Below are 24,951 nucleotides of genomic sequence, written 5' to 3'. Positions count from 1 at the left end.
CAGCGCGGGTACCCTTCTCGCGCGCGTATTACAGCAGGCGCTCGTAGCTCAGCGGATAGAGCAGGGGACTTCTAATCCCAAGGTCGTAGGTTCGATCCCTACCGGGCGCACCCACGGTTAGCTGCAAAAACGCCCCTCCGGCCATCGCCCGGAGGGGCGTTACCCTGAGCAGGGGACGCGCTGGGGACAACCTCAGCGCTCGGTGGGCTTCGGAACGATGAAGAGGTAGAGCCGACAGTCACCCGGTGTGAGCGGGTCAGCGCCCTGCGCAGCCGCCCTGCCGGTAACGCTCGGCCCGACAACTACGTGATCGTGACCGAACAGAGACTGCCGTACGCCTGTACGAGACTTAGGGTCAAGAGCCAACCAACGGGAGGAGTGGTAATGGGCCCCGTGTCGCTGCCGCCCGCACCCGACACTCCTAGGATCATTGCCATGCCAGACGACCGCGAGGCCCAGGTAGCAGCCCTTGTTGCGCTGCTCCGTCAGCCCGGCGCGCGGTGGACCGAGATAGCCACGGATGTCCTTGCCGAGGGCAATGCCCTCACCGCCCTCCACCGACGTCTCGGGGCAGAGGCAACGCTGTTCGCGGACGACCCGGCGCGAGATGCACTGGACGCCGCGCTCGCCGAATTACAAGAGTGGGCCGCCAACGGCATCGCTGTGCACTCACTGTTCGATGACACGTACCCCGCTCGCCTGCGTGACATCCACCAGATGCCCCCGATCATATTCACTCGCGGTGCGGTCGCGGACGATCGATGGGCAGTCGCAGTGGTCGGGACACGCAAGCCCAGCGAACACGGCGTCAGCATCGCCGAGTCCTGCGCAACCGCCCTAGCCGAGTCGGGTATTACCGTCGTCTCGGGGCTTGCGGCGGGCATCGACACTGCCGCACATACCGCTGCCCTACGTGCGGGTGGCCGCACCGTCGCGGTCATAGGAACGGGCGTCAATAGGTACTATCCGGCCACAAACAAGACTTTACAGGACCGGATCGTCAAAAATGGTCTGGTCCTCAGTCAGTTCTGGCCTGACGCGCCTCCGGGCAAGCATACTTTCCCCATGCGTAACGCGGTCATGAGCGGCTATGCCGCCGCAACGGTTGTCGTAGAAGCGGCATACCGTAGCGGCGCCCGCATGCAGGCTCGCCTCGCACTGGAACACGGCCGCCCCGTCGTCCTTGCCGACTCGCTCCTTGAGCACGACTGGGCACGCGAGTACGCCAAACGCCCGGGCGTTTACGTCGTATCCAACGCCAACGAGCTTGTGACGACCGTCAACCAACTCGTACGCGAAATACCGGACTCCCCACAGGCACTCGAAGGTCTGCCGCGCCTTGAGCTCCTTTAGGCAATGGGCGATCGCACAGCATGAAGAGATACAGGTAGTTGATCGCCAGCGCAACTATCTACGCAATCCGCTGCCACCGGGGGACGGTATCTGCGCCGTCTGCCGCAGCACCGCGGGCAGTGGGTTCGAGTTGTGCTATCAGTGCAGCCAGCATCGCTCGACGTCCGGGGGCGTCCAGGCGGACGTTGTTGCCCCGATCGCTTACTCGATCAAGGGCCGACAGCACGATCACAGCCTGGTCGTCTACAAGTCGACCCAGGCGTCGGCCGTCGCCATGAAAAATCTTTCGTCGCTGACGGTCCTCTACCTCGCGTATCACTGGGAGTGCTTTGCCACGGCACTCGGCGGCACGTTCACGCATATCGTCACTGTCCCGTCGACGCGGGGCCGGCAGGGCGAACACCCGCTCGAAGCGATCGTGACGCGACGAATGCCTCTCCCTGTCATTCGCCCGGCCCCGAACCCGGCGTACGGCGCGGACGAGCGGGGCTTCCACCATGACCGCTTCCACCTGCCGCCGGACAGCGCGACCGGGGGTAGAGTCCTCCTCCTCGATGACACATGGACAACGGGGGGCCGCGTCCAGTCCCTGGCATTCGCCCTCAAGGCGGCCGGCGCCACGGCAGTCGCGGCGGTAGTCATCGGTCGTCGCGTCAATCCGGACTACGGCCCGTCGAAGCCGCTCATCGATCGGCTACGGGCAGCGTCCTGGTTTGACATGGACCGCTGCGCCGTCGACGACAGGTAGTACGAGCGACTGAACCCAGCCGCGGTTATTCACGGGACGGGACGGCAACCGGGGCGGTCCCTGCGGCGGTGTGTCGCAGCGGTTCCAGTTTCTCGGCGAGGGCTCCGGGCTCGATCGGCAGCCAGGCGGAGCCACCGACCTCGTCGGCCTGGAGCCTCAGCCGCGGGGGTTCGGCGACGGTGAAGGCGTACCGGAGGTCGAAGTGCCAGTGTTCGGGTTCACACCTGGCCGTGTTCGCCGGGAACCGGTGTACGCCGATGTCGACCGGGAGCGGGTCCAGGATCGCCAGGGCATCCGCCTCGATCCCGGTTTCCTCCTCGACCTCGCGCAGCGCGGCGCCGAGCAGGGTGGTGTCGCCCGGCTCCAGGTGTCCGCCGGGGCAGAGCCAGCGGTTGAGCACGTTGTGGTGGATGTGCAGTGCCCGCCAGTCGGCGTCGAGCACCATCGCGGAGCAGGTCACGTGGCCGGTGAAGGTCGACCGGGCGGTGATCGCCGTACCCTGGTCGAGGGCGGTCAGCAGTGGGGCGAGCCGGGCCCGCTCGGTGCCGTACCGGTCGAGGTATGCCTCGACGGTGCCGACCACCTCAGCCAGGTTGATCATCGGCGTACCCCTGCCTGTTCCGAGCGGATCGTGTGCCGGAAACCTACCGGGACCGGAGCACCACGTCCTTGCTCAGGCCCGCCCAGCCGGTCGCGCGGGCCTGCGCGATGGTGTCCCGCAGTCCGTCGAGGTCGACGGGATGTTCCACCCCGGCCCGGATGATGGTGACCGCGAAGTGGTCGCAGAGGAATTCCAGCAGTTCGTCGTCCGCGTGCATCACCTCGCAGATGCCGGCGACCTGGCGTCCGCGCAGCAGTCCGGCCATTCCTTCCAGAGCCGCCAGTTCGTGCCCCTCGACGTCGATCTTGAACAGCAGCGAGTCGTCGGGGTCGAGGGTGATCCGCTCGTCCAGCCGGAAGCAGTCCACCGACACCCCCCGGTCGCTCGGGAGGCGCAACGAGGAGACCCCGGAGTGCGTGTGGAAGTTCAGCCGCGCCGTTCCGGACTCGTCGCTGGCGGCGCCCTCGTGCAGCACGATGTCCGGGTAGTCCGCACCGCTGTGCCGGACCGTCTCGCGCAGCCGGTGGAGCACGGCGGGGTTCGGCTCGACCAGGTGGAGTTGGCGCAGCCGCTGGTGGTAGCGGGTGGAGAAGGCCACCTCGCCGTAGTTGGCGCCGATGTCCAGTGCCACGGTGGGGCGGAGTTCCTCGGCCAGCCGGCGCCAGGTGGCGACCGCGCTCCGGTCGAGGTTTCCGTGGTACATCGCGAGGAGTACGCCCCGGATGTCGGTGGGATCGGCGTGCATCCGTACGCCGATCTCGTTGCGGAAGGCGCCGGATCTCGCCCGCAGCGCCGTACGCTGCGCGACGATGCGTACCCGCTGCCCGCCGGAGATGTGGAACGCCTGTCGTAGGACCGATCGGAAGGTGGCCACGCCCGCCTCCTCGCTGCTCAAACCTGCAACCTGGAGCACGCGTACGGAGTACGGCGCCCTCACCGCAACGAGACAGGTAGCGGGAAGGTGACGCGGTGTCGTGAATCGATCAGTCGCAGGGCGAGCAGAGGGCGGCGGGAGATCGGTCAGTCGATCGGTTTCGCCGGCTCGGCCGGGGTGTGGAAGGGCGTCGAGGAGCGGCTCCCCCGCCGACGTTCCTCCCGCTTGGCCCGCTGTTCGGCGCTGTACCGCTTGCGTGCCGCGAGGTCGCGCTTCCAGCCTTCGCGGGCCTCGGCGGTGGTGCCCTGGACCGCGTTCTCCACCGTCGGCGGCCCGAGGATCTTGAACAGGAAGTCGAACATCCGGTCCTGCCCGGCCACCCGCCCGAAGAACGATCGCTTCGACCCGGATCCACCCACGTCAACCACACTCCCGCCGTCGAGACCAGATATTTGGTACGCCAACAGTTTGCACACCAATTATTAGCCCGGCAAGAGGCGGGGACTGTGATCTGGGGGCGTGTTTCCCGCTCAGTCCGTGGCCGTACCGGCGACGCCCCGGGTAGCGGCGATCAGGCGGGTCAGGGACCCGTGCAGTTGCTGCAGCTCGTCGAGTTCCATCCCGAGCCGTTCGACCACCGCGGGCGGGATCAGCTCCGCCTGCGCCCGCAGCGCCCGCCCGGACTCGGTCAACACCACCGCGAGCGCACGCTCGTCCTGCGGATCCCGGTGGCGCCGGATCAGGCCGTTCGCCTCCAGCCGCTTCAGCAGCGGGGACAGCGTGCCGGGATCGAGCTGCAACAGTTGGCTGAGCGCCTTGACCGACAGCGGCGTGGTCTGCCACAGCGCCAGCATCACCAGGTACTGCGGGTGGGTCAGTCCCATCGGCTCGAGCAACGGCCGGTAGAGGGCCACCACGTTGCGGGAGGCGACGGAGAGCGCGAAACAGACCTGCCGCTCCAGTGCGAGCGGGTCGATCGGATCCTGCCCGTCGTCCATCGCCGTCTCCCCGCTCGCTCGCCCGGTCCCGGTTTCCGGTGCCACCGATGTCGGGGCGAAGGCTACCGGGCGTGACCAGGGCACCGACACCACACCGCCGACCGGGTACGGATACCCGGCCGGCGGTGTGACGTGGTGCGGTTCGCTCAGACCGGGAAGCCGTACCGCGTAGCGTGCTCGGGGTCGGCCGGGTCGATCTGGCGGATGCCCTCGTCGGCCAGCCGCTTGTTGATCTCGTCCAGGTGCTCGCGGACGAGTTGCGCCTCTTCCTCGGTGGTCTTGCCCCGGTGCGGCTTGCCCGCGTGCTCCAGCGTGGCGTAGTCGAGCCGGTCGGCGGCGGTCTTCTTGGCCGCCCGCGCCGGCTTGATCCGTTCCGCCGTCTTGAGCAACTGCGCCATCGGTACGTCGGTCGCCAGCGCGTCGAACTCGCTGGCGGTGAGCACCACCCGGCGCGGCTCACCGCCACCGTGGCTGTCGTAGATCTCGACGACGGCGACGTCCAGCGACGCGTCGTCGATGCTCTCCACCTCGACCGACCTGGCCTCCAACTGCACGGGTCCGGCCACCAGGTCGGGGTGTTCCAGGACGACGACGCGAACCACCTCGTCGTCGGACTGGAGGACCTTGCCACTGAAGTCGGAGACGTGAACGGTCTTTCTACCCATGCGTGAAACTTCTCCTGTCCGGGGGTACTGCCAGGGCCAGAAGACGAAGTTACCCGACAGGTGTGCGAACGACGGGGTAGGGCCGGTGTGTCGCCGTACCCGGTCCGGTCAGCCCGCCCCCGACGTTCCCGGCAGCGCCTCCAGCTCGGCGAGCTCGGCGTTCCTGGCCTTCTCCAGGCCGGCGGCGACGGCCTTGACCCGGTCGTCACCGCCCGACGTCTGCTCCGAGCGGGACACCACCGCGCTCTGGGCCAGGTGCTCCCGGATCAGGGTGACCGCGCGGGCACCGAACTCGGCCGGCGGCGCCTGCTTGAGGTCGGCGAGCCGCAGCTCGGTGACCATGCCGGGCATCTGGTGGCCCTCGTGGATGTTCTCCTCGGGCACACCCCCGGCGGCCAGCAGCGACCGCATCTCGCCCACCTCGGCCCGGTGGGTCGCGGCGAGGCGCCCGGCGAACTCCCGCAGCGCCGGTGTGGCCGCCTCGCTCGTGCCGAGGTACGAGAAGAACACCAGCGCGCTGTCGTTCATCGGGATCAACAGTTGGAGGTACGCGACATCGGTTCCGTTCAGGACGATCGGCGCCGCTGTCGCCGCCGGTTCGTTCGCCTTCGCCCGGGACCCGTCCCGCCCCCAGCCCTGCACCAGCACCACGGCCAGCGCCGTCGCGACCAGGATCGCGACGGCGCCGACGAGTCGCCAGTTCCGGGTTCGGGCGGCGGTTGCGACACCCACACCGGTCATCAGCTCAGTACCCACTTCCGCGTTGTACTCGACCCGCTTGTACTCGACCCGCTTGTACTCGACTCAGCCGGCGGCCTGGAAGGCGCGGCCGACGGCGGTCGCCTCGGTGCCGGTACGGAACAGTCCGGACTGGTCCTTGTCCGTGGCCGGCAGCCCGAACCAGGCGTAGCGCTGGAGGAAGGGCAGGCCGGCGAGCATCTTCGTGGAAGCGGTGACAAACGCGGCCTGCTGCTCCTGGGTCGGGAAACGCTGACCACCGTTGACGAAGTTCATCAACGCGAACTCGGTCAGCCAGATCGGCACCTTGTACCGGTTGTAGACCGCGGTGAGGTACTGCTTGAGCTGGTTGACGGCGTTGGTGGTGTTGAAGTCGCCGCCGTACCAGTGCAGGGCGATGAAGTCGACCCGCAGACCCCGCGCCTTGGCCCCCGACATGAACCGGTCGAGCCAACCGCCCGCGTCCGCACCGCCCCAGGCGACGGCCGGGCTGCCCAGCGTGGCGCCGGTCGCGACCAACTGCGGCCACAGGTCGAGCGCCGCCTCCGGGGTCATGTTCGACTGCTCGGCCAGGTCCGGCTCGTTGAACCCGAGCAGGTACGGGCCGGCGGCCTTAGCCTTGGCGAGTTCGCCGGGGGTGACGCTCTTCGCACCCCAGAGCATCGGCACGAACTGCACCCCACCCGGAGTGGTGATGCCCGAGTGCCCGGTGTTCCAGGTGTAGTACCAACTCGCCTTCGAATTGGCCAGGGCCTGACTCGCACCGTTGAAGTCCCAGACCGCCACACCCTTCTTCGCCGACGAGACACCCGGTCCGGCCGGGGGCGCCTGGGTGCTCGGCTTGCCGGTCGGGGTCGCCTTCGGGGGCGTACTTCCGGTCGACGGGGTGGGTGACGTACCCGCGGTCGCGGAGGGCGAACCCGGCAGGCCGGACGGCGACGCCGGGCCAGCGGGGCCCGAGCCGGTCGACGACGAGGCGGACGTCGAGGCCGACGGACCCGAAGCTCCGGGTACGACCGGCGCGTTGTTGCAACCGCTGAACAGCACCGCACTGAGCAGCAGAACCGCGGTGACGGGTCGGAGCTTTCCGAGGATGGGTCGTGACGTCATACGGGGGCACACACCTTTCTCTGTCCGCCGGAAACAGTACGTGGAAAGCCTCGACGAACTCGACTCGGATCCCTTATCTTTCACTTAACTCTGAGCCCCGGGCCGGGTCTTTTATTTTCGTCTTAAATCCGTAATCCGAAGCTCCGGCCCGACTCACGCGAGCAGACGGCGCGCGGACACGGCAACGAATAACCGGCTTACACAATTGTCACCGGCAATCATCCACGAGTGCACCCGTGACACACACCCCGAGTCGTGGCGCGTACGCGGGAAGAAACGGCGGTACGCCGACCGCCGCCCCCTGTGGGCTGCGCCGGGTCGGTTCAGCCGGCGGCTTGGAAGGCGCGGCCGACGGCGGTCGCCTCGGTGCCCGTACGGAACAGTCCGGACTGGTCCTTGTCCGTCGCCGGCAGCCCGAACCAGGCGTACCGGTGCACGAACGACAGCCCGGCGAGCATCTTCGCAGAGGCGGTGACAAACGCCGCCTGCTGCTCCTGCGTCGGAAAACGCTGACCACCGTTGACGAAGTTCATCAGCGCGAACTCGGTCAGCCAGATCGGCACCTTGTACCGGTTGTAGACCGCCGTCAGATACTGCTTGAGCTGGTTCACCGCATTGGTGGTGTTGAAGTCACCGCCGTACCAGTGCAGGGCGATGAAATCGACCCGCAGACCCCGCGACTTCGCCCCCGACATGAACCGGTCGAGCCAACCGCCCGCGTCCGCAGCACCCCAGGCGACCGACGGACTACCCAACGTGGCACCGGTCGCGACCAACTGCGGCCACAGGTCGAGCGCCGCCTCCGGGGTCATGTTCGCCTGCTCCGCCAGGTCCGGCTCGTTGAAAGCGAGCAGATACGGGCCGGCGGCCTTCGCGCGGGCAAGCTCGGCAGCCGTCACACTCTTCGAGTCCCGGATCATCGGCACGAACTGCACCCCGCTCGGGGTGGTGATTCCCGGATGTCCGGTGTTCCAGGTGTAATACCAACTCGCCTTCGAGTTGGCCAGGGCCTGACTCGCCCCGTTGAAGTCCCAGACCGCGACACCCTTCTTCGCCGACGACACCGCCGGGCCGGCGGCCGGCGCCTTGCTGCTCGGCCTGGCGGTCGGAGTCGCCTTCGGCGACGCGCTCGGTGTCGGCGTGAGCGCGCTCGGGGTGGGACTGGGCCGTGCCACGCTGGCCTCGGCCGCCGGTGGTGCCGCGGACGACGGCGGCGATCCGGTCACCTTGGTCACCACCAGCGCCCCGGCAACGAGGGTGGCCACCGTGGCGGCGGCGACCATCACCTTGCCGGCCCCGCCGGCGAAGAGGTGGCCCAGCCAGCCGGAGTGGTCGACGGCGGACGGGTCGGGTGTCCACGACGTGCCGCCGCTCGCCGCGTCGACCTGGGGGGTCGTCGCGGCGACGTGCGGGGTGGCCGCACCCGCGTGGGCGGCGGCAGCGGCGGCGGCCTGGTCGCCGAAGCTGGCCGGCAGCGGGAGCAGCGGCAACCCGGCGAGCAGCCGGTCGATGGGGAGAAAGTCCTCGCGGTAACGGCCGCAGACCGGGCAGTCGCGTACGTGCCGGGCCAGGCGCTTGCGCCACAGTGGGGTGGGGGTGCCGTTCCAGCCCGCCGTCATCACGCGCAGGTCGTTGCAGCCGGGGCGACCGCGCAGCGCCCGGACGACCGTACGGGCGGTCTGGATCTGCTCCTTCATCCGGTGGATCCGTACGGCGGCGTGGCTGGCGCTCAACCCGAGCGCGGCGGCGAGGTCTGCCCGGTCGAGTTCGCCGGTCTCCTCCAGCCACCACAGGGAGAGCAGTTCCTGGTCGTCGGAGTCGAGCCAGCGGGTCGCCTCGGCCACCTCGCGGCGCTGGTCGGTGAGGCCGAGCCGGAGGATGGTCACCTCGGCGAAGTCGGCGGCCGGGTCGGGCACCTCGTGGATCGCCTCGACCCCGGCGTCGCGGATCAGGGCGGTCCGGCGGTGCTGTTCCCAGTTGCGGATCTGCCGGATGGTGATCGCCACCAGCCAGGGCCGGAACGCCTCCGGGTCGCGCAGGTCGGACAGGTGCCGCACGACCCGTACCAGGGTCTCCTGGACCACGTCGTCGACGTCGACGTGACCGCGCAGCGCGCGGCCGACGATGTTGTAGACCAGCGGCAGGGAGTCCGCCACCAGGTCGTCGAGGGCGTGCGGGTTGCCACGCTGGGCCGCGATGACCATTCCGGTATCGGGTACGCCCCGACCGACTCCGGACATGGTGTCTCACTCCCCTTCGATCGTGACCGCGCGTGCGGTTGCCCGCCCGATTGTCGCGATGCGCCCGAGCCACGGGGCGCGGCGGGCCGGACTACGTCCGACCTCTCCGTGTCAGGAGACCGGTGCGGGCCCGACGGATTACGGAAACCTCCACAGTTTCACCGGAGACGAGACGGTTTCACCGCCACCGGTTCACCCCGCCGACTGTCGGCGCAGGTCAGGACCCACCGGTTTCGCCACCGGCGGGCGGCGACGCAGGTCAGGACCCATGGGTACGGCTGGTGGGCGAAGGCTAGGCAGCCGGCTGACGGCCTGTCAACCCCGGCACCAGTGACAACGATCCGTTGACATTCGGGGCAGCCGGCCGGAGCATCTCGGGCATGGGACATCCCGGTGAGCGGCCCAGCCGGTCGCTGCGCGACCACCGGATCCTGGCGACCACCGCCGCCGCCACGGACCCGAGCCCGGAACAGGTGCTGGAGGCGCTGGCGCTGCTGGACGGCGTACGCGGGGATCTGGATCGGATCGAACGCGAGCTGATCGAGTCGGCGCGGGAGCGAAGGACGAGTTGGGCCCGGATCGCCGCCGCGCTGGGCCTGGCCTCGCGACAGGCGGCCGAGCAGCGCTGGTTGCGGCTGCGGGGCGAGGCCGGGCGTGACCCGGTCCAGGTACGGGGCGCACTGCAACGTCAACGTACTGTTGACAACACGTACGGGGTGGTCATCCGTCGCCTCCGTACGGCCGCTGTCAACGCGTACCGGCAGGTCGACGCCGATCCCGACTGGGATGCCCGGCACCCGCGCGCGGCGTTGGCCCGTACCAGCATCGAGGTGGCCCGTACGGCTGCCCCAGGCGCGCTGTATGCGCTGGTCACCGAGGCGATTGCCGATCTCGACGCGATGGCCGCCGCCCCTGCGGTCCCGCCGTCCCCTCCACTGCCGGAACCGCTGCGGCTGACTCTCGACCGGCTGCGTCGGGCCGCCGACGCCGCCCGACCGCTGCCGCCGACCGAGGCGGGGCGAGACAACCCGTCTTGACACCCCGACCGCACCCCATCCAGGATTGAGCCCACTTGACTCAAGTCTGGGGGTATCACGGTGGGAGTGCTCCGGGACCGCAACACGTTCCTGTTTGTCGGCGTCTCCCTGGTCGCCGGTTTCGCCGGTACGGCGATGTCGCTCGCCGCCGGGCTGTGGGCGATGGACCTGACCGGCTCGGCCAGCCTGGCCGCCGTCGCCGGTGCGTGCGTGTTCGCGCCGAGCCTGGCCGGGCCGGTGCTCGGTGCCCTGGTCGACCGGTTGCCCCGCCGACCCCTGCTGATCTGGACCAGCCTGACCCTGGCCGGGTTGCTCCTGCTGCTGCTCGCGGTCCGCTCCCCCGACCAGCTCTGGCTGCTCTACACGGTGATGCTCGGCTACGGCGTCAGCTACGTCCTGCTGGACGCGGGTGAGGCGGCGGTCCTGCCGGCCGCCCTGCCCGACGAACAGCTCGGCGAGGTCAACGGGCTGCGGATGACCGCCCAGGAGGGCACCAAACTGATCGCCCCGCTGGTCGGCGCCGCCCTGTTCACCCGGTTCGGCGGCCCGGCGGTCGCGGTGCTGACCGCGACCCTGCTGGCCGTCGCCGCCGGCCTCTACGCCGCCGTCCGCACCACCCTCGCGCCCGCCCCGCCAGGAGGATCCCCCTCCGCGGCCGGGCATCACCATCCAGCCGCCGGACACGAGCAATCGGCCGCCGGACACGACCGGCAGGGCGGCTTCCGGACCGGATTCGGCTTCCTCCGGTCGCGTCGACCACTGCGCGCGGTGGTACTGGTCGCCACGGTCAGCATGCTGATGGCCGGCCTCGGCACCGCCGTGCAGTACGCGGTGGTCGACGACGGCCTGCACCGACCGGTCGCCTTCCTCGGAGTGCTCGCCTCGGTGCAGGGCGCCGGGTCGATCGCTGGCGGTCTGCTCGCCGGCCGCCTCCTCACCCGGTACGGCGAACTGCCGCTCGCCGGCTGGGGCGCCCTGCTGCTCACCGCCGGTACGGCCCTGCGCTGCCTGCCGTGGACCCCGGCGGTGCTGGTCAGCGCCGTACTGATGGGTGCCGGTCTGCCGTGGACGGTGATCGCGGCGATGACCGCGGTCCAGCGGCAGACCCCGCACGCCCTGCTCGGCCGGGTCGCCGCCACCGCCAACTCCCTCGTCTTCGCCCCGACCTCGATCACCCTGCTGACCGGGGCCGGGCTGCTGGCCCTGCTCGACTACCGGATCCCGCTCGGCGTGTCCGCGCTCGGCACGTTGCTCGTCGGCGGCTGGGCGCTGACCCGCCGCTACGACACCCCGACCCCGGCCCCGTCCCCCGCCGACCCGGCAGTCGGGACCGACAGGGGTGTGGCGGACGTGGTACACCGTTAACCACGGCCGGCTACCGGAGGAGTGACCCACAGTGGATATCGGCGTGTTGGTGAGCCAGGCGTTTCCGTACCTGGGCGCGGTGGCAGTGGCGTACGGGGGCGCGGTGCTCCAGCGGCTCCAGGACGAGGCCACGAACTCCACCGTCGAGGTGGGCCGCCGCCTGCTCGCCCGGCTGCTCGGGCGGGAGGAGTCCCGACCGGCGATCGAGGCGGCCGTCACCGACCTCGGTGAGCACCCGGACGACGAGGACCTCCAGGCGGCCGTACGGGCGCAGGTGGAGAAGGTGCTGGCCGGCGACCCGGAGCTGGCGGCCGAGATCGGCCGGCTGCTCGCCGACGCCGGGGTTCCCGGCACCGCCAGGTACGCCGTCACCGTCACCGGTTCACAGGGTGTCCAGGTCGGCGACGGCAACACCCAGACCAACACCTTCGGCGCGGCCCCGGCGTGACCGGTGGCCCGCTACGAGCGCACCCTTGCCCGGTGCGAGCGGATCCTCGGCACGGACCACCCGACCACGGTCGAGGTACGGATCGACCTGGACGCCGCCCGACTCGCCGGCTGACCATCCGGCCGGGCGCCGGTCGGCCGACCCGGGAGACCGGGTGTACCGAACCCGCCCGGACCACCCCCGATCACTGCCATGGTCCGGGCCGGGGCCCGCGACACCGGCCTCCCCGAATCGACCGCGCACCCACCGGTAAGGCTCAGTTCCGGTCGGCCTGCTCCGCCACCCGCGCCTGTTCCGCCACCAGCGTCAGCCGGTTCCGGTAGTCCTCCCACCACGCCTCGTCGACCGGTGGCAGGAAACCGTCGTCCCGCCGCAGTCCGACCGCGCCGTCGACCAACTCGCGGACGATGTCGGCGTGTCCGACGTGCCGGTGCACCTCTGCGATCACGTGGGCCAGGACCCGGTGCAGCGTCGCCCGGCTCTCCGGCTCGGGCCACCACAACACGTGCCCGGTCGCGTCCAACGCCAGTTCCTCGATCGTCGCGTCCGAGTGCTTCCAGACCCGCTGGTACAGCTCCACGACGTACTCGCGGGACTCGTCGGCGGTGGCCCACATGTCCGTGTTGGGGGGAAGCCCGTCGGGTCCCAGGTCCGGCCGGTACCAGGGCACAAACTCGGCGAAGTTCCGGCCGAACGCGAATCCGAAGTACAGCAGCTCGACCGTGGTCAGGTGTTTGACCAGCCCCAACAGGTTGGTCCCGGTCGGCGTCAGCGGCCGGCGGAGGTCGTGTTCGGAAAGCCCTTCCACCTTCCAGACCAGGTCCTCGCGAGCCTCCCGCAGATAGCGGTGAAGATCCTCTTTGGCGTCCGTGGTCATCGTCACGGCCCCAGCAGTCCGACGGGGTTGCCGTCGAGGTCGCTGAACACGGCCATCCGCCCCTGCCCCGGCACGCTGACCGGTTCCAGGGTCCTGGTGCCGCCGAGTTTCTCGGCCCGCGCGAGCGCGGCGTCGACATCCTCGACCCGGAAGTAGACCACGATCCCGGTGTACGGGCTGTCGGGGCCGGCCTGGCCGATCCCGCCCGCCGGTGGGCCACCCTCCCCGCCCACCAGGGCGTAGGTCTCGTCCAGGACGTTCACCGGCCAGCCGAACATGTCCTGGTAGAAACGGCGCGCTCGCGGGCCGTCGGGGGTGGAGATGTCGAACCACACGGGCGACAGGTTCTGTCCGTTCTGAGACATGATGTCCTTATGTTGTGCCTGTTACTGCTCGGTCGATAAGGAAGACCGCCGTGGTGGGGCAGAATCATCGGTTGTGAACGACATTTCTCGGTCGATCCCGGACCCGGGCGTGCAGGATGCCTCCGACCACGACCTGGACCGGGCGCGCGGCGGGGACGACGCCGCGTTCACCCGCCTGGTGCAGCCGTTGCGCCGGGAACTGCACGCCCACTGCTACCGGATGCTCGGGTCGACCCACGACGCCGACGACGCCCTCCAGGACGCCCTGCTGCGGGCGTGGCGGGGGCTCGACCGGTTCGAGGGCCGCAGCTCGCTGCGCTCCTGGCTCTACACCGTGGCCACCCGTACGTGCCTGGACGTGGTCGAGACCCGTGGCAGGCGAGCGATGCCCGTCGACCTCGGGCCGTCCAGCGACCATGCGGTACTGGCTCGGCCGCTGACCGAGATAGCCTGGCTCGGCCCGTACCCGGACGCGGGCCTGGGCACCGGCCCGGCCGCCCCGGACGCACGCTACGAGCAGCGCGAGGCCGTCGAACTCGCCTTCGTCGCCGCCCTGCAACACCTGCCCGGCAACCAGCGGGCGGCACTCCTGCTCTTCGAGGTGCTCGGCTTCTCCGCCGCCGAGATCGCCGCCATGATGGACACCACCATCGCCTCGGTGAACAGCGCCCTGCAACGGGCCCGCCGGATCGTCGCCGAGAAGGTTCCCGGTCCGAGCCAGCAGCAGACCCTGCGGGAGATCGACGACGGACGCCTGCGGGAGATCGTCGGCGCTTTCTGCACCGCGATGGAACGCGGCGACGCCGATGCCCTGGTCGCCCTGTTGACCAAGGACGTCACCTGGTCGATGCCGCCGCTGGAGCACTGGTACCACGGCGTCGACGCGGTGATGGACTTCGCCGTGGAGGTCCCGCTGACCCGGTGCCCGAGTTGGCGGTACCTGACGACCAGCGCGAACGGGCAGCCCGCGGTGGGGTTCTACGTCGGCGAGAGCGCGACCGCCACGCACCTGGCCTGGGGGATCAACGTGCTGACGCTGCGCGGCGAACAGATCGCCGAGATCACCTCGTTCCTCAGTCCCGAGGAGTTCGCGCCCTTCGGGCTGCCCGCCTCGCTACCCTGACCCGGGGCGAGGGCTTCCTCACCGCACGTGTTGCGAACGGGTGGATTGGCGCGGACGGCGGCTGGGCATTACCCGCGTGCGCGCCGGGCTACCGCTGCCCGTCGCCTCGTTGACCGTGGGGCAAAGGAGCAGCATGCAGGTCTGGCCGGGGGAACCGTATCCGCTGGGAGCGACCTACGACGGCACGGGTACGAACTTCGCGATCTTCTCGGAGGTCGCCGAATCGGTCGAACTCTGCCTCTTCGACGAGTGGGACCTCGGGGCCGAGCGGCGGGTCAAGCTCCAGGAGGTCGACGCGTACGTCTGGCACGCGTACCTGCCGGGGGTGCAGCCTGGGCAGCGCTACGGCTTCCGGGTGCACGGGCCGTACGACCAGGCGAACGGGATCCGGTGCAACCCGAACAAGCTGCTGCTCGACCCGTACGCGAAAGCCGTCGACGGTGAGGTGACCTGGGACCCGGCGGTCTACGACTACGACCTCGCCGACCCGGACCGGATGTCGGAGACCGACTCGGCGCCGTTCATGCCGAAGGCCGTGGTGGTCAACCCGTACTTCGACTGGGGCAACGACAAGCCCCCGCGTACGCCGTACCACCACTCGTTCATCTACGAGGCGCACGTACGCGGGCTGACCCGGCGGCATCCGGAGGTCCCGGAGGAGCTGCGCGGCACGTACGCCGGGATCGCCCACCCGGCGATCATCGAGCACCTGACCCGGCTCGGGGTGACCGCGATCGAGCTGATGCCGGTGCACGAGTTCGTGCACGACCACCGCCTGTCCGACCTGGGGCTGCGCAACTACTGGGGCTACAACACCATCGGCTTCTTCGCCCCGCACCACGGCTATTCGGCGATGGGCCGACTCGGCCAGCAGGTGCAGGAGTTCCGGGGCATGGTGAAGGCGCTGCACGCGGCCGGCATCGAAGTGATCCTCGACGTGGTCTACAACCACACCGCCGAGGGCAACCACCTCGGCCCGACGCTCTCCTTCAAGGGCGTGGACAACCCGTCGTACTACCGGCTCTCGGAGGAGGACCGGCGGTACTACGTCGACTACACCGGCACCGGGAACAGCCTCAACGTACGCAGCCCGCACTCGCTCCAACTGATCATGGATTCGCTGCGGTACTGGGTGCAGGAGATGCACGTCGACGGGTTCCGGTTCGACCTGGCCGCGACCCTGGCCCGGGAGTTCTACGACGTCGACCGCCTCTCCACCTTCTTCGAGGTGGTCCAGCAGGACCCGGTGGTGAGCCGGGTGAAGTTGATCGCCGAGCCGTGGGACGTCGGCCCCGGCGGCTACCAGGTGGGCAACTTCCCGCCGGTCTGGACCGAGTGGAACGGCAAGTACCGGGACACCGTCCGGGACTTCTGGCGCGGCGAGCCGGCCACCCTGTCCGAGTTCGCGTCCCGCATCTCCGGCTCCGCCGACCTCTACCAGGACGACGGGCGCCGGCCGTTCCACAGCATCAACTTCGTCACCTGCCACGACGGGTTCACCCTCGCCGACCTGGTGTCGTACAACGACAAGCACAACGATGCCAACGGGGAGGAGAACCGGGACGGGGAGGGACACAACCGGTCCTGGAACTGCGGGGTCGAGGGGCCGACCGACGACAGCGGGGTGCTCGCCCTGCGGGCCCGGCAACGGCGTAACTTCCTGGCCACCCTGATGCTCTCGCAGGGCGTACCGATGATCGGGCACGGCGACGAACTGGGCCGGACCCAGCACGGCAACAACAACGCCTACTGCCAGGACAACGAGCTGGCCTGGGTCGACTGGGAGAACGTCGACGAACAGCTACTGGACTTCGTCCGTACGCTGTCCGCGTTCCGGGCCCGGCACCAGGTCTTCCACCGGCGGCGTTTCTTCACCGGCCTGCCGGTACGCACCCGTTCCGCCGACGCCGACATCCCCGACCTGGCCTGGTACACCCCGGACGGGCGGGAGATGACCGGCGAGGACTGGGGCAACGACTTCGGCCGGGCGATCGCCCTGTTCGTCAACGGCGACGGCATCCGCGAACGCGGCCAGTACGGCCAACGGCACCGGGACAGCTCGTTCCTGCTGCTGTTCAACGCACACGACGCGGCACTGGACTTCATCCTCCCCGGCGGGGAGTTCGGGCAGAAGTGGGAACGCGTCGTCAGCACCGCCGAACCCGACCCCGACGAACCGACGGTGATCGACACCGGCGGAACCGTACGGGTGCCCGACCGTTGCCTGGTAGCGCTGGAGAGGATGGTGTGACATGCCGACGGGCGCGTACCCCCGGATCACGGCGACCTACCGGGTGCAGGTCCGCCCCGGATTCGACCTGGACAACACCGCCGGCCTCGCCGGCTACCTCGCCGACCTCGGCGTCACCCACCTCTACAGCGCGCCCCTGCTGACCGCCTCCCCCGGCTCCGCCCACGGTTACGACGTGGTCGACCCGCGCGCGGTGAACCCGGAACTCGGCGGCGAGGCCGGTCGGCGGCGACTCGTGCAGGCGCTGCGCGAAGCCGGGCTCGGCCTGGTCGTGGACATCGTCCCGAACCACGCCGGGGTCGCCGTACCGGTGGCGAATCCGGCCTGGTGGGACGTGCTGCGTCGGGGACGCGCGTCGGCGTACGCGAAATGGTTCGACATCGACTGGTCGCGGCCCCGGCTGCTGCTCCCGGTCCTCGCCGACACCCCGGACGCGCTCGCCGACCTGAAGCTCGCCGACGGCGAGCTGCGCTACCACGAACACCGCTACCCGATCGCCGACGGCACCGCCGGCGGCACCCCGCGCGAGGTCCACGACCGGCAGCACTACGAGCTGGTCTCCTGGCGGCGCGGCGACAACGAACTCGGGTACCGGCGGTTCTTCGCCGTCTCCGACCTGGCCGGGTTGCGGGTCGAGGACCCGGAGGTGTTCGCCGCCACCCACGCCGAGATCCTGCGCTGGGTCGCCGAGGGCGACGTCGACGGCATCCGGGTCGACCACCCCGACGGCCTGCGCGACCCGGCCGGGTACCTCGACCGGCTCCGGGCCGCCGCGCCGGACGCCTGGCTCGTGGTGGAGAAGATCCTGGAGTACGGCGAGGAGTTGCCGGACTGGCCGGTCGACGGCACCACCGGGTACGAGTCCCTCGCCGCGATCTGCGGCCTGTTCGTCGACCCGGTGGCGGCCGGCGACTTCACCGTCCTGGACACCACCCTCACCGGCCGCCCCACCTCGTGGCCGTCGCTGATGCACCGGTGCAAGCGGGTGGTCGCCACCACGTTGCTCGCCGCCGAGCTGAACCGGCTGGCCCTGCTGGTGCCGGAGGTCCCACGGGAGTCCGCCCGGGCCGCGCTCGCGGAGCTGGCGGCGTGTTTCCCCGTCTACCGGGGCTACCCGCCGCACGGTGCCCGGCACCTGGCGATGGCCCGGTCCGAGGCAGGGCGGCGCCGCCCCGACCTGACCACCACCCTGGACGCGATCACCGCCCACCTGCGCGACCCCGACGACGAGTTGGCCCTGCGGTTCCCGCAGTTCACCGGGGCGGTGATGGCGAAGGGTGTGGAGGACACCGCCTACTACCGGTGGACCCGGTTCGTGGCGCTCAACGAGGTCGGCGGCAGCCCGGCCCAGTTCGGGGTGTCACCGGCGGAGTTCCACCGGGCGGCCACCGACCGCCAGGCGCACTGGCCGGCGGGCATGACCACCCTCTCCACCCATGACACGAAACGCGGGGAGGACGTCCGGGCCCGGTTGGCCGTACTCGCCGAGGTTCCCCGCGACTGGGCCCGGCAGGTACGCGACTGGATGGCCCGCGAACCGCTGCCCGACCCGAGTCTGGCGCACCTGATGTGGCAGACCGCGGTCGGTGCCTGGCCGATCGACCGGGACCGGCTGCACGCGTACGCGGAGAAGGCGGCACGGGAGGCGGCGGCCTCGACGAGCTGGTCCGACCCGGACCCGGTCTTCGAGAACGCCCTGCACGCCCTGGTCGACCGGATGTACGACGACCCCGACCTGCACGCCGAGATCACCGGTTTCGTGGACCGGATCACCCCTGCGGGCTGGTCCAACTCGCTCGGCCAGAAACTGGTGCAGCTCGCCATGCCGGGGGTGCCGGACACCTACCAGGGCACCGAGCTGTGGGAGAACTCCCTGGTCGACCCGGACAACCGGCGCCCGGTCGACTTCGCCGTACGGCGGGAACTGCTCGACCGCCTCGACGGCGGCTGGCGGCCACCGGTCGACGCCAGCGGCGCGGCGAAGCTGATGGTCGTCTCCCGTACCCTGCGCCTGCGCCGGGACCGGCCCGAACTCTTCACCGGTTACCGCCCGGTGCCGGTGCACGGGCCGGCCGCCGAACACGCGGTCGCGTTCGACCGGGGCGGGGTGATCGCGGTCGCCACCCGGTTGCCGGTGGGCCTGGCCCGGGGCGGCGGGTGGGGCGGCACCTGGTTGTCACCGTCCGTTAATCATGTAACCGAGCTGTTCACCGGCCGCGTCTACAGTGGCGGACGGGTCCTCCTGGCCGAACTGTTGGCCGACTACCCGGTGGCACTGCTCACCCGAAGCGAGCCCGTGGAGACATCATGACCGAGTTCACGGTCTGGGCACCGGAAGCGGTCCGCGTACGTCTGCGCCTGGTCGGAGCCGGTGACCACGAGATGGTGGCCGACCCGGACGGCTGGTGGCGGGTCGACGTACCGACCGCCGGACCGGGCACCGACTACGCGTACCTGCTCGACGACGACAACCGGGCGCTGCCCGATCCACGGTCGGCCTGGCAGCCCGAGGGGGTGCACGGGTGCAGCCGGGTCTACGACCACTCTGCGTACGCGTGGTCGGACCAGCGGTGGACCGGACGGCAACTGCCCGGCGGGGTGCTGTACGAGTTGCACGTCGGCACCTTCACCCCGGAGGGGACCTTCGACTCCGCCATCGAGAAGCTGGACCACCTGGTCGAACTCGGGGTCGACCTGATCGAACTGCTCCCGGTGAACGCCTTCAACGGCGAGCACAACTGGGGGTACGACGGGGTCTGCTGGTTCGCCCCGCACCATGGCTACGGTGGGCCGGACGGGCTGAAACGGCTGGTCGACGCGGCCCACGCACGTGGCCTCGGGGTGATCCTCGACGTCGTCTACAACCACTTCGGTCCCTCGGGGGCGTACGCACCGCTGTTCGGCCCGTACCTGGCCGAGACGAGCAACACCTGGGGGCGTTCGGTCAACCTCGACGGCCCCCACTCCGACGAGGTACGCCGCTACATCGTCGACAGCGTCATCATGTGGCTGCGCGACTACCACCTCGACGGGCTGCGCCTGGACGCCGTACACGCCCTGCGTGACCAGCGGGCGATTCCGCTGCTGGAGGAGTTGGCGACCGAGGTCGAGGCGCTCTCCACCCACGTCGGCCGACCGCTGTCGCTGATCGCCGAGTCGGACCTGAACGACCCCCGGCTGATCACCCCTCGGGAGGCGGGCGGGTTCGGCCTGCACGCGCAGTGGAACGACGACGCCCACCACGCGCTGCACACCCTGCTGACCGGTGAGGAACAGGGCTACTACGCCGACTTCGGTTCGCTGGAGTCGGTGGCCGACGTACTCACCGGGGCGTTCTTCCACTCCGGTGGTTGGTCGAGTTTCCGGGGGCGCAGTCACGGCCGCCCGGTCGACCGGCACCGGACGCCGGGGCACCGGTTCGTCGCGTACCTGCAGAACCACGACCAGATCGGCAACCGGGCCACCGGGGACCGGCTCTCCGCGTCGCTCTCCCCCGGCCTGCAACGGGTCGGCGCCACCCTGCTGCTCACCGCCCCGTTCACACCGATGCTCTTCATGGGCGAGGAGTGGGGGGCGAGCACACCGTGGCAGTTCTTCACCAGCCATCCGGAGCCGGAGTTGGCCGCCGCCGTGGCGACCGGCCGCCGCCGGGAGTTCGCCGCCCACGGCTGGTCCGACGGTGAGGTGCCGGACCCGCAGGACCCGCAGACCTTCGCCCGGTCCCGGCTCGACTGGGCCGAGTTGGACAAACCGGAACACCGGGAGATGCTCGACTTCTACCGTCGGCTGATCGCGCTGCGCCGCAGCCGCCCCGACCTGTCCGACCCCCGGCTGGACCGGGTCGACGCACGCTACGGCGACCGGTTCGTGGTGGTCCGCCGGGGCCGGTCTGTGATCGCGGCGAACCTGGCCGGCAAGTCGCAACGGATCGACCTCGCCAGTGTGGTGCGCACGGTCCTGCTGGCCACCGGCCCGGGGGCGATCGTGACCCGCAACGGGGTCGAGCTTCCACCGGAGTCCGCCGTCATCGTCGCGGTCTGACCCCGACACCGGCCGGTCGGTCGTACCCGACGGTCGCGGCGGTCGTGCCCGTCGCCCCGGCCGGACGTACGACCCGCGTGAGCGTGGCCAGCGCCACGAGCAGGCACATCCAGGCGAACCAGTCACCGAGCCGGGCGTACGGCGTCGGTCCGACCGGCAGCGGCGCCCGGTCGCCGAGCACCACCTCGCCCCGGGCGTCGCTGAGGGTGCGGTAACCCTGATCGGCGCTCCGGGCGACCACGAAGCCGCTCTCCACCCCTCGCATGATCGCCATCCGCGAGTGCAGCCAGGCGTCCCGGTCGAAGTCCAACGCGGGTACGAGCACCAACCGGGCACCCCGCCGGGCGTACTCGCGCCCCACCGTCGGATAGTCGAGATCCTTGCAGACCACGAGCCCCCGACCGTCGACGATCACACTCGACCGGCCGGCCCGCAGGTGATCCTCCAGCCCGGGGACGAGATGCTGCTTGTGGTAGATCGTCGGGGTGGTGCCGTCGGCGGGAAACAGCATGGCGGAGTTGTAGCCGTCGTGCACCAGGCCGACGACAACATCGGTCCGGCTCTGCACCGCCACCGGCGCCAACCGCGCCGTGAACGCGGGCAGGTCGTCGACCGCGAACACCTTCTCCGGCAGCACCGCCACCTCCGTACCGGCGGCCCGCACCTGATCGGCGTACCGTGCCAGCAGTCGGTCCCCCTCGACCGAGTCGACCGGTAGCGAATCCACGCTCTGCTCGATGGCGAGGAGCGCCACGGTCGGTCCCGGCTCCGTCGGGGCGGGCCAGAGGCCGCAGGCGAGCAGCACGGTGGCGAACGCCAGCCCGAGGCCGGCGATCGGCAGCCGCTGGCGTACCCCGGGGGCGAACGCCACCGCGGCCGTGGTGGACGCGCCCATGACCAGGAAACTGATGCCCCACATGCCGGTCACGGCGGCGATCCCGCGCACCGGAGCCACATCGGTCTGGGTGTACGCGACACTCCAGAACGCACCGGCGGGTGAGACCAGCGAGACCAGGTACTCGGCGCCCGACCACGCCGCCGGCATCGCCACGACCGCCAGGAGATACCGACCACGCACCACCAACGCACGCCACAGCAGCACCGCCAACGGGAACAGCAGCGCCAACCCGATCAGGTAGCCGGCCAGCACCGGTCCGGGCAGCCCGATGCTGCCGTACAGGTAGCTCCACAGGTTCAGGCCACCGAACAACCAGGCCCCGAAGGCCACCAGGGCGGCGGTCCGCGCCGGTACGCGCGCCGCCAGCAGCAGCACCGGCAACGGCGCCAGCCAGGTCAGCCACGGGATCGGTGCCAATCCGGTGCCCAACCAGAACAGCACGGCGGAGAGCAGGAAGGCGGCGAGGCAGCGTCGAATCATGGCTCCGATGCTCCTTGCCGGACGGCCACGGCGAATCGCCGGCGAGAGCCAATCGGCGCACTGGTCCTAGGACGGAGAAACCAGTCCCGTCTCGTACGCACGGATGACCGCCTGCACCCGGTCGCGCAGTCCGAGCTTCATCAACACACTGCTGACGTGGCTCTTCACGGTGCTCTCGCTGACCGTCAGGACGGCGGCGATCTCCGCGTTCGACAGCCCCCGGGTGAGCAGGACCAGGGTTTCCCGCTCGCGGGCGGTGAGCACGTCCAGGGCGTTCGCGGGTGTCGGTCGGCCCCGGGTCCGGACCACGTCGGCGATCAGACGTCGGGTGACCGAGGGCGCCAGCAACGCCTCCCCGCCGGCCACCACCCGGACGGCGTGGACGAGGTCGTCCCGGCGGAGGTCCTTGAGCAGGAAGCCGCTGGCGCCGGCCCGCAGCGCGTCGTAGACGTACTCGTCGATGTCGTAGGTGGTCAGCACGACCACCTGGGCGGAGGTTTCCGTACACACCCGCCGGGTCGCCGCGATGCCACCGATGCCCGGCATCCGGATGTCCATCAGCACCACGTCTGCCCGGTGCAGTCGCGCCGCCGCCACCGCCGCCGTCCCGTCGCCGACCTCGGCGACCACCTCCATGTCCGGCTGCGCGTCGAGGATCATCGCGAACCCGCTCCGGACCAGTTCCTGGTCGTCGGCGACCACCACCCGGATCATGCTCACGTCTGCGCCTCCACCCTCGGCTTTCGCACCACCGGGTCCGGCACGACCGGTGCCGGCAGTTTGGCGTACACGGTGAAACCACGCCCGCCCGGACCGGGACCGGTCGTCGCGACGCCACCGCAGGCCGCCGCCCGCACGCTGATGCCGGCCAGTCCCCGGCCGGTGGCGGCCACGTCGGGCCGCCGGCCCGACGGCACCGACAGCCCGTGGCCGTCGTCGGCGACCATCACCTCGACGTCCCCGGCCCCCCACAGCAGGCGGATCGACACGGTGGTCGCGTCCGCGTGCCGCAGCGCGTTGGTGAGGGCCTCCTGGACGATCCGGTACGCGGCGACGTCCACCTCGGTGGACACCTGGCGGGCCTCACCTGCGACGGTGAGCGACACCGCGAGCCCGGTCCGGCCGACCTCGCCCGCCAACCTGGGCACGTTCGCGATGCACGGCCGCGACTCCCCGTCCACCGGATCGCCCACACCGCGCAGCAACCAGCGCAGTTGGGTCATCGCACGCCGGCCCGCCTGCCCGATCGCCTCGAACGCGGCCTCCGCCCGCGCCGGGTCGGAGCGGACCACCACCGGCCCCGCCTCTGCCTGCACGACCATCAGGCTCACCGCGTGCGCCAGGATGTCGTGCATCTCGCGGGCGATCCGCTCCCGCTCGGCCGCCGCAGCCTGCCGTGTCTCGGCATCGCGGGCGCGGTCCAGGTGACGGGCCCGGTCCTCCAGCACCTCGGCGTAGCGGCGCCGGGTTCGCGCGGCGGCTCCCAGGCCGTACGCGCTCAGGCTCAACAGGATCGGGAACTGGTAACTGAACAACGCGTCCGGCAGGGAGTTGGTCGAGGCGAGCACACCGAGCGGGCCGGCGACCAGGGTGGTCCACCGTTGCCAACGCGTACCGCGCTCGGCGATCGTGTAGGTGGCGACGAGCACGGCGTACGGCATCGCCTGCGGCATCTCCGGCACCCGTGCGTACCCGATCGCCGCCACACCGACGACGACCCCCACCACGAACGGCACCCGCCGACGCCAGATCAGCGGCAACGATGTGCCGGCCGCCAACGGGTAACCCCACCAGGGTGAGTTGTTGACCAGCAACGGTGGAACGCAGGCCGCGAAGATCGCTCCGGCGAACGCCGCGTCGACCACGATGGCACGGGACCGGCACACGCCGCCGAGTATGTCCGGCGGCCTGTCCGCCGTCCAGGACACGACCCCATGATTGCGGGTACGCGAAGAGCCGGGCCCCCGTGACGGGGACCCGGCTTCCGTTTTCGCTGTTCGTACTTGCTTACTTGGTCCAGACGTCCTGCACGATGTGCGCGGCCTGGTTCTCCCACTGCGCGTACGCATCCGGGAACGCCGACACCTGAACCTTCTGCGCCGCGTCGGTCAGCGGCATGTCCTGCCACCCGTCAACCTGCTTCAGGTTGCTCAGGAAGGCGGTCGAGGCGTAGGTCGGGTCGGTGATCTGCTCAGGCGTACCCCAACCCGAGCTGGGCCGCTGCTGGAACAGACCCAGCGAGTCGTGGTCGTTCATGTCACCCAGATGACCCAGGTTCTCCAGCTTCGACTCCTGCATCGAGGTAGCAACCGCGATCACGGCACCACGCTCACCCATACCCAACTTCTTCGCCGTCTCCGTGATGGCCTTGGCGTTAGCAAGCTGGTCCTTGCTCAGGTCAATGCTCGACTGGGCACCCTGAGTACCGTGCGGGATGAGCTTGTCCATGCCCGGCTTGTCGGCCGTGACCTGTGCGACCGTGGTCATCGCCGGGGCCGTGTGCTCGGCCGGGGACGCGAACGCGTGACCCACAGGCCCCGCCACCGCGCCACCAACAAACGCCAGGCTGGCAACACCCAGAGCAGTCTTACGAACGAACGAAGTCTTGGTAATACCGGTGAAAGTCGTCTTCACGATGGTTCACCTTCCAATCGGGGGTACCCGACGCGCGCCTACAGGGGGAGGCGCTGGCGCTCGGGGAAAGAAGTACGAGGCCACAGCACACACGAGGCGAGGCGA

The 24,951-nt window shown here is 70.2% G+C and carries 23 protein-coding genes and 1 tRNA gene; 10 read left to right on the top strand and 14 right to left on the bottom strand.

All coding sequences use genetic code 11. The features are described 5' to 3' along the window. The first annotated feature begins 37 nt into the window (after window positions 1-37). The 3 genes from OIE47_RS20205 (at window position 38) to OIE47_RS20195 (ending at window position 2,101) form a co-directional block, all read left to right on the top strand. A tRNA-Arg gene (locus OIE47_RS20205) sits at window positions 38-110 on the top strand. 325 nt (window positions 111-435) lie between these two features. Further along, window positions 436-1,353 (top strand): DNA-processing protein DprA, encoded by a 918-nt coding sequence (locus tag OIE47_RS20200; protein WP_326556110.1) that lies wholly within the window; start codon window positions 436-438, stop codon window positions 1,351-1,353. Beyond that, complete coding sequence (locus OIE47_RS20195; protein ID WP_326556109.1) at window positions 1,340-2,101, top strand: hypothetical protein; 762 nt, start codon at window positions 1,340-1,342, stop codon at window positions 2,099-2,101. The genes OIE47_RS20200 and OIE47_RS20195 overlap by 14 nt, the downstream gene beginning before the upstream one ends. A gap of 25 nt (window positions 2,102-2,126) precedes the next feature. On the opposite strand, the gene OIE47_RS20190 is transcribed toward OIE47_RS20195, so the two are convergent. From OIE47_RS20190 to OIE47_RS20155, 8 genes are all read right to left on the bottom strand, one after another. Then, window positions 2,127-2,702 (bottom strand): NUDIX hydrolase, encoded by a 576-nt coding sequence (locus OIE47_RS20190; protein ID WP_326556108.1) that lies wholly within the window; start codon window positions 2,700-2,702, stop codon window positions 2,127-2,129. A 43-nt stretch (window positions 2,703-2,745) separates the two neighbouring features. Then, complete coding sequence (locus OIE47_RS20185; RefSeq protein ID WP_326556107.1) at window positions 2,746-3,576, bottom strand: FkbM family methyltransferase; 831 nt, start codon at window positions 3,574-3,576, stop codon at window positions 2,746-2,748. Between the two features lie 146 nt (window positions 3,577-3,722). Further along, window positions 3,723-3,995, bottom strand: a complete 273-nt coding sequence (locus tag OIE47_RS20180; RefSeq protein WP_326556106.1) for a hypothetical protein — start codon at window positions 3,993-3,995, stop codon at window positions 3,723-3,725. A 111-nt stretch (window positions 3,996-4,106) separates the two neighbouring features. Further along, window positions 4,107-4,574, bottom strand: coding sequence for a MarR family winged helix-turn-helix transcriptional regulator (locus tag OIE47_RS20175; protein WP_326556105.1), 468 nt, complete (start codon window positions 4,572-4,574; stop codon window positions 4,107-4,109). A 146-nt stretch (window positions 4,575-4,720) separates the two neighbouring features. Beyond that, entirely contained in the window at window positions 4,721-5,239 is a 519-nt protein-coding gene (locus OIE47_RS20170) for a hypothetical protein (protein ID WP_326556104.1), read from the bottom strand. Window positions 5,240-5,347: 108 nt separating this feature from the next. After that, window positions 5,348-5,995 (bottom strand): DUF305 domain-containing protein, encoded by a 648-nt coding sequence (locus OIE47_RS20165; protein WP_326556103.1) that lies wholly within the window; start codon window positions 5,993-5,995, stop codon window positions 5,348-5,350. 48 nt (window positions 5,996-6,043) lie between these two features. Beyond that, window positions 6,044-7,087 carry a glycoside hydrolase family protein gene (locus OIE47_RS20160; protein WP_326556102.1) on the bottom strand — a complete coding sequence of 348 codons (1,044 nt, stop codon included), beginning with the start codon at window positions 7,085-7,087 and terminating at the stop codon, window positions 6,044-6,046. A 323-nt stretch (window positions 7,088-7,410) separates the two neighbouring features. After that, window positions 7,411-9,327, bottom strand: a complete 1,917-nt coding sequence (locus tag OIE47_RS20155; RefSeq protein WP_326556101.1) for a sigma-70 family RNA polymerase sigma factor — start codon at window positions 9,325-9,327, stop codon at window positions 7,411-7,413. A 380-nt stretch (window positions 9,328-9,707) separates the two neighbouring features. Between OIE47_RS20155 and OIE47_RS20150 the strand changes: the two genes are divergently transcribed. From OIE47_RS20150 to OIE47_RS20140, 3 genes are read left to right on the top strand one after another with little or no spacing between them, the layout of a single operon-like run. Further along, on the top strand, window positions 9,708-10,364 hold the full coding sequence (locus OIE47_RS20150) for a hypothetical protein (RefSeq protein WP_326556100.1): 657 nt from the start codon (window positions 9,708-9,710) through the stop codon (window positions 10,362-10,364). Between the two features lie 60 nt (window positions 10,365-10,424). Then, window positions 10,425-11,729, top strand: coding sequence for an MFS transporter (locus OIE47_RS20145; RefSeq protein WP_326556099.1), 1,305 nt, complete (start codon window positions 10,425-10,427; stop codon window positions 11,727-11,729). A 31-nt stretch (window positions 11,730-11,760) separates the two neighbouring features. Next, window positions 11,761-12,177: a hypothetical protein gene (locus tag OIE47_RS20140; protein WP_326556098.1), complete on the top strand. Its 417-nt coding sequence runs from the start codon at window positions 11,761-11,763 to the stop codon at window positions 12,175-12,177. Between the two features lie 256 nt (window positions 12,178-12,433). Here OIE47_RS20140 and OIE47_RS20135 read toward each other — a convergent pair whose 3' ends face one another. Beyond that, window positions 12,434-13,054: a DinB family protein gene (locus OIE47_RS20135; RefSeq protein WP_326563170.1), complete on the bottom strand. Its 621-nt coding sequence runs from the start codon at window positions 13,052-13,054 to the stop codon at window positions 12,434-12,436. Window positions 13,055-13,056: 2 nt separating this feature from the next. Then, window positions 13,057-13,419, bottom strand: a complete 363-nt coding sequence (locus OIE47_RS20130) for a VOC family protein (protein WP_326556097.1) — start codon at window positions 13,417-13,419, stop codon at window positions 13,057-13,059. 82 nt (window positions 13,420-13,501) lie between these two features. Between OIE47_RS20130 and OIE47_RS20125 the strand changes: the two genes are divergently transcribed. The 4 genes from OIE47_RS20125 to treZ all read left to right on the top strand — a co-directional run bounded on the left by OIE47_RS20125 (window position 13,502) and on the right by treZ (window position 20,834). Next, window positions 13,502-14,542, top strand: a complete 1,041-nt coding sequence (locus tag OIE47_RS20125; protein ID WP_326563169.1) for a sigma-70 family RNA polymerase sigma factor — start codon at window positions 13,502-13,504, stop codon at window positions 14,540-14,542. Window positions 14,543-14,675: 133 nt separating this feature from the next. Further along, entirely contained in the window at window positions 14,676-16,793 is a 2,118-nt protein-coding gene (gene glgX / locus OIE47_RS20120; RefSeq protein ID WP_326556096.1) for a glycogen debranching protein GlgX, read from the top strand. Between the two features lies 1 nt (window position 16,794). Next, the gene (treY, locus tag OIE47_RS20115; protein WP_326556095.1) at window positions 16,795-19,104 is read left to right on the top strand and encodes a malto-oligosyltrehalose synthase; all 2,310 of its coding nucleotides are present in this window, start codon (window positions 16,795-16,797) and stop codon (window positions 19,102-19,104) included. After that, a complete protein-coding gene (gene treZ / locus OIE47_RS20110; protein WP_326556094.1) occupies window positions 19,101-20,834 on the top strand; it encodes a malto-oligosyltrehalose trehalohydrolase in 1,734 nt (577 codons plus the stop codon). Before treY ends, treZ begins: the two co-directional genes overlap by 4 nt. Here treZ and OIE47_RS20105 read toward each other — a convergent pair. The 4 genes from OIE47_RS20105 to OIE47_RS20090 form a co-directional block, all read right to left on the bottom strand. Further along, window positions 20,818-22,212: a nitrilase-related carbon-nitrogen hydrolase gene (locus OIE47_RS20105; RefSeq protein WP_326556093.1), complete on the bottom strand. Its 1,395-nt coding sequence runs from the start codon at window positions 22,210-22,212 to the stop codon at window positions 20,818-20,820. The genes treZ and OIE47_RS20105 overlap by 17 nt on opposite strands. 66 nt (window positions 22,213-22,278) lie before the next feature. After that, complete coding sequence (locus OIE47_RS20100) at window positions 22,279-22,926, bottom strand: response regulator transcription factor (RefSeq protein WP_326563168.1); 648 nt, start codon at window positions 22,924-22,926, stop codon at window positions 22,279-22,281. A 2-nt stretch (window positions 22,927-22,928) separates the two neighbouring features. Then, entirely contained in the window at window positions 22,929-24,098 is a 1,170-nt protein-coding gene (locus OIE47_RS20095; RefSeq protein WP_326556092.1) for a sensor histidine kinase, read from the bottom strand. A 121-nt stretch (window positions 24,099-24,219) separates the two neighbouring features. Continuing rightward, window positions 24,220-24,825: a hypothetical protein gene (locus OIE47_RS20090; RefSeq protein ID WP_442792175.1), complete on the bottom strand. Its 606-nt coding sequence runs from the start codon at window positions 24,823-24,825 to the stop codon at window positions 24,220-24,222. Window positions 24,826-24,951 lie beyond the last annotated feature (126 nt).

Source organism: Micromonospora sp. NBC_01796 (assembly GCF_035917455.1).
In the GTDB taxonomy this organism is placed as follows: domain Bacteria; phylum Actinomycetota; class Actinomycetes; order Mycobacteriales; family Micromonosporaceae; genus Micromonospora_G.
This window is presented reverse-complemented; position numbering and strand designations above follow the sequence as displayed.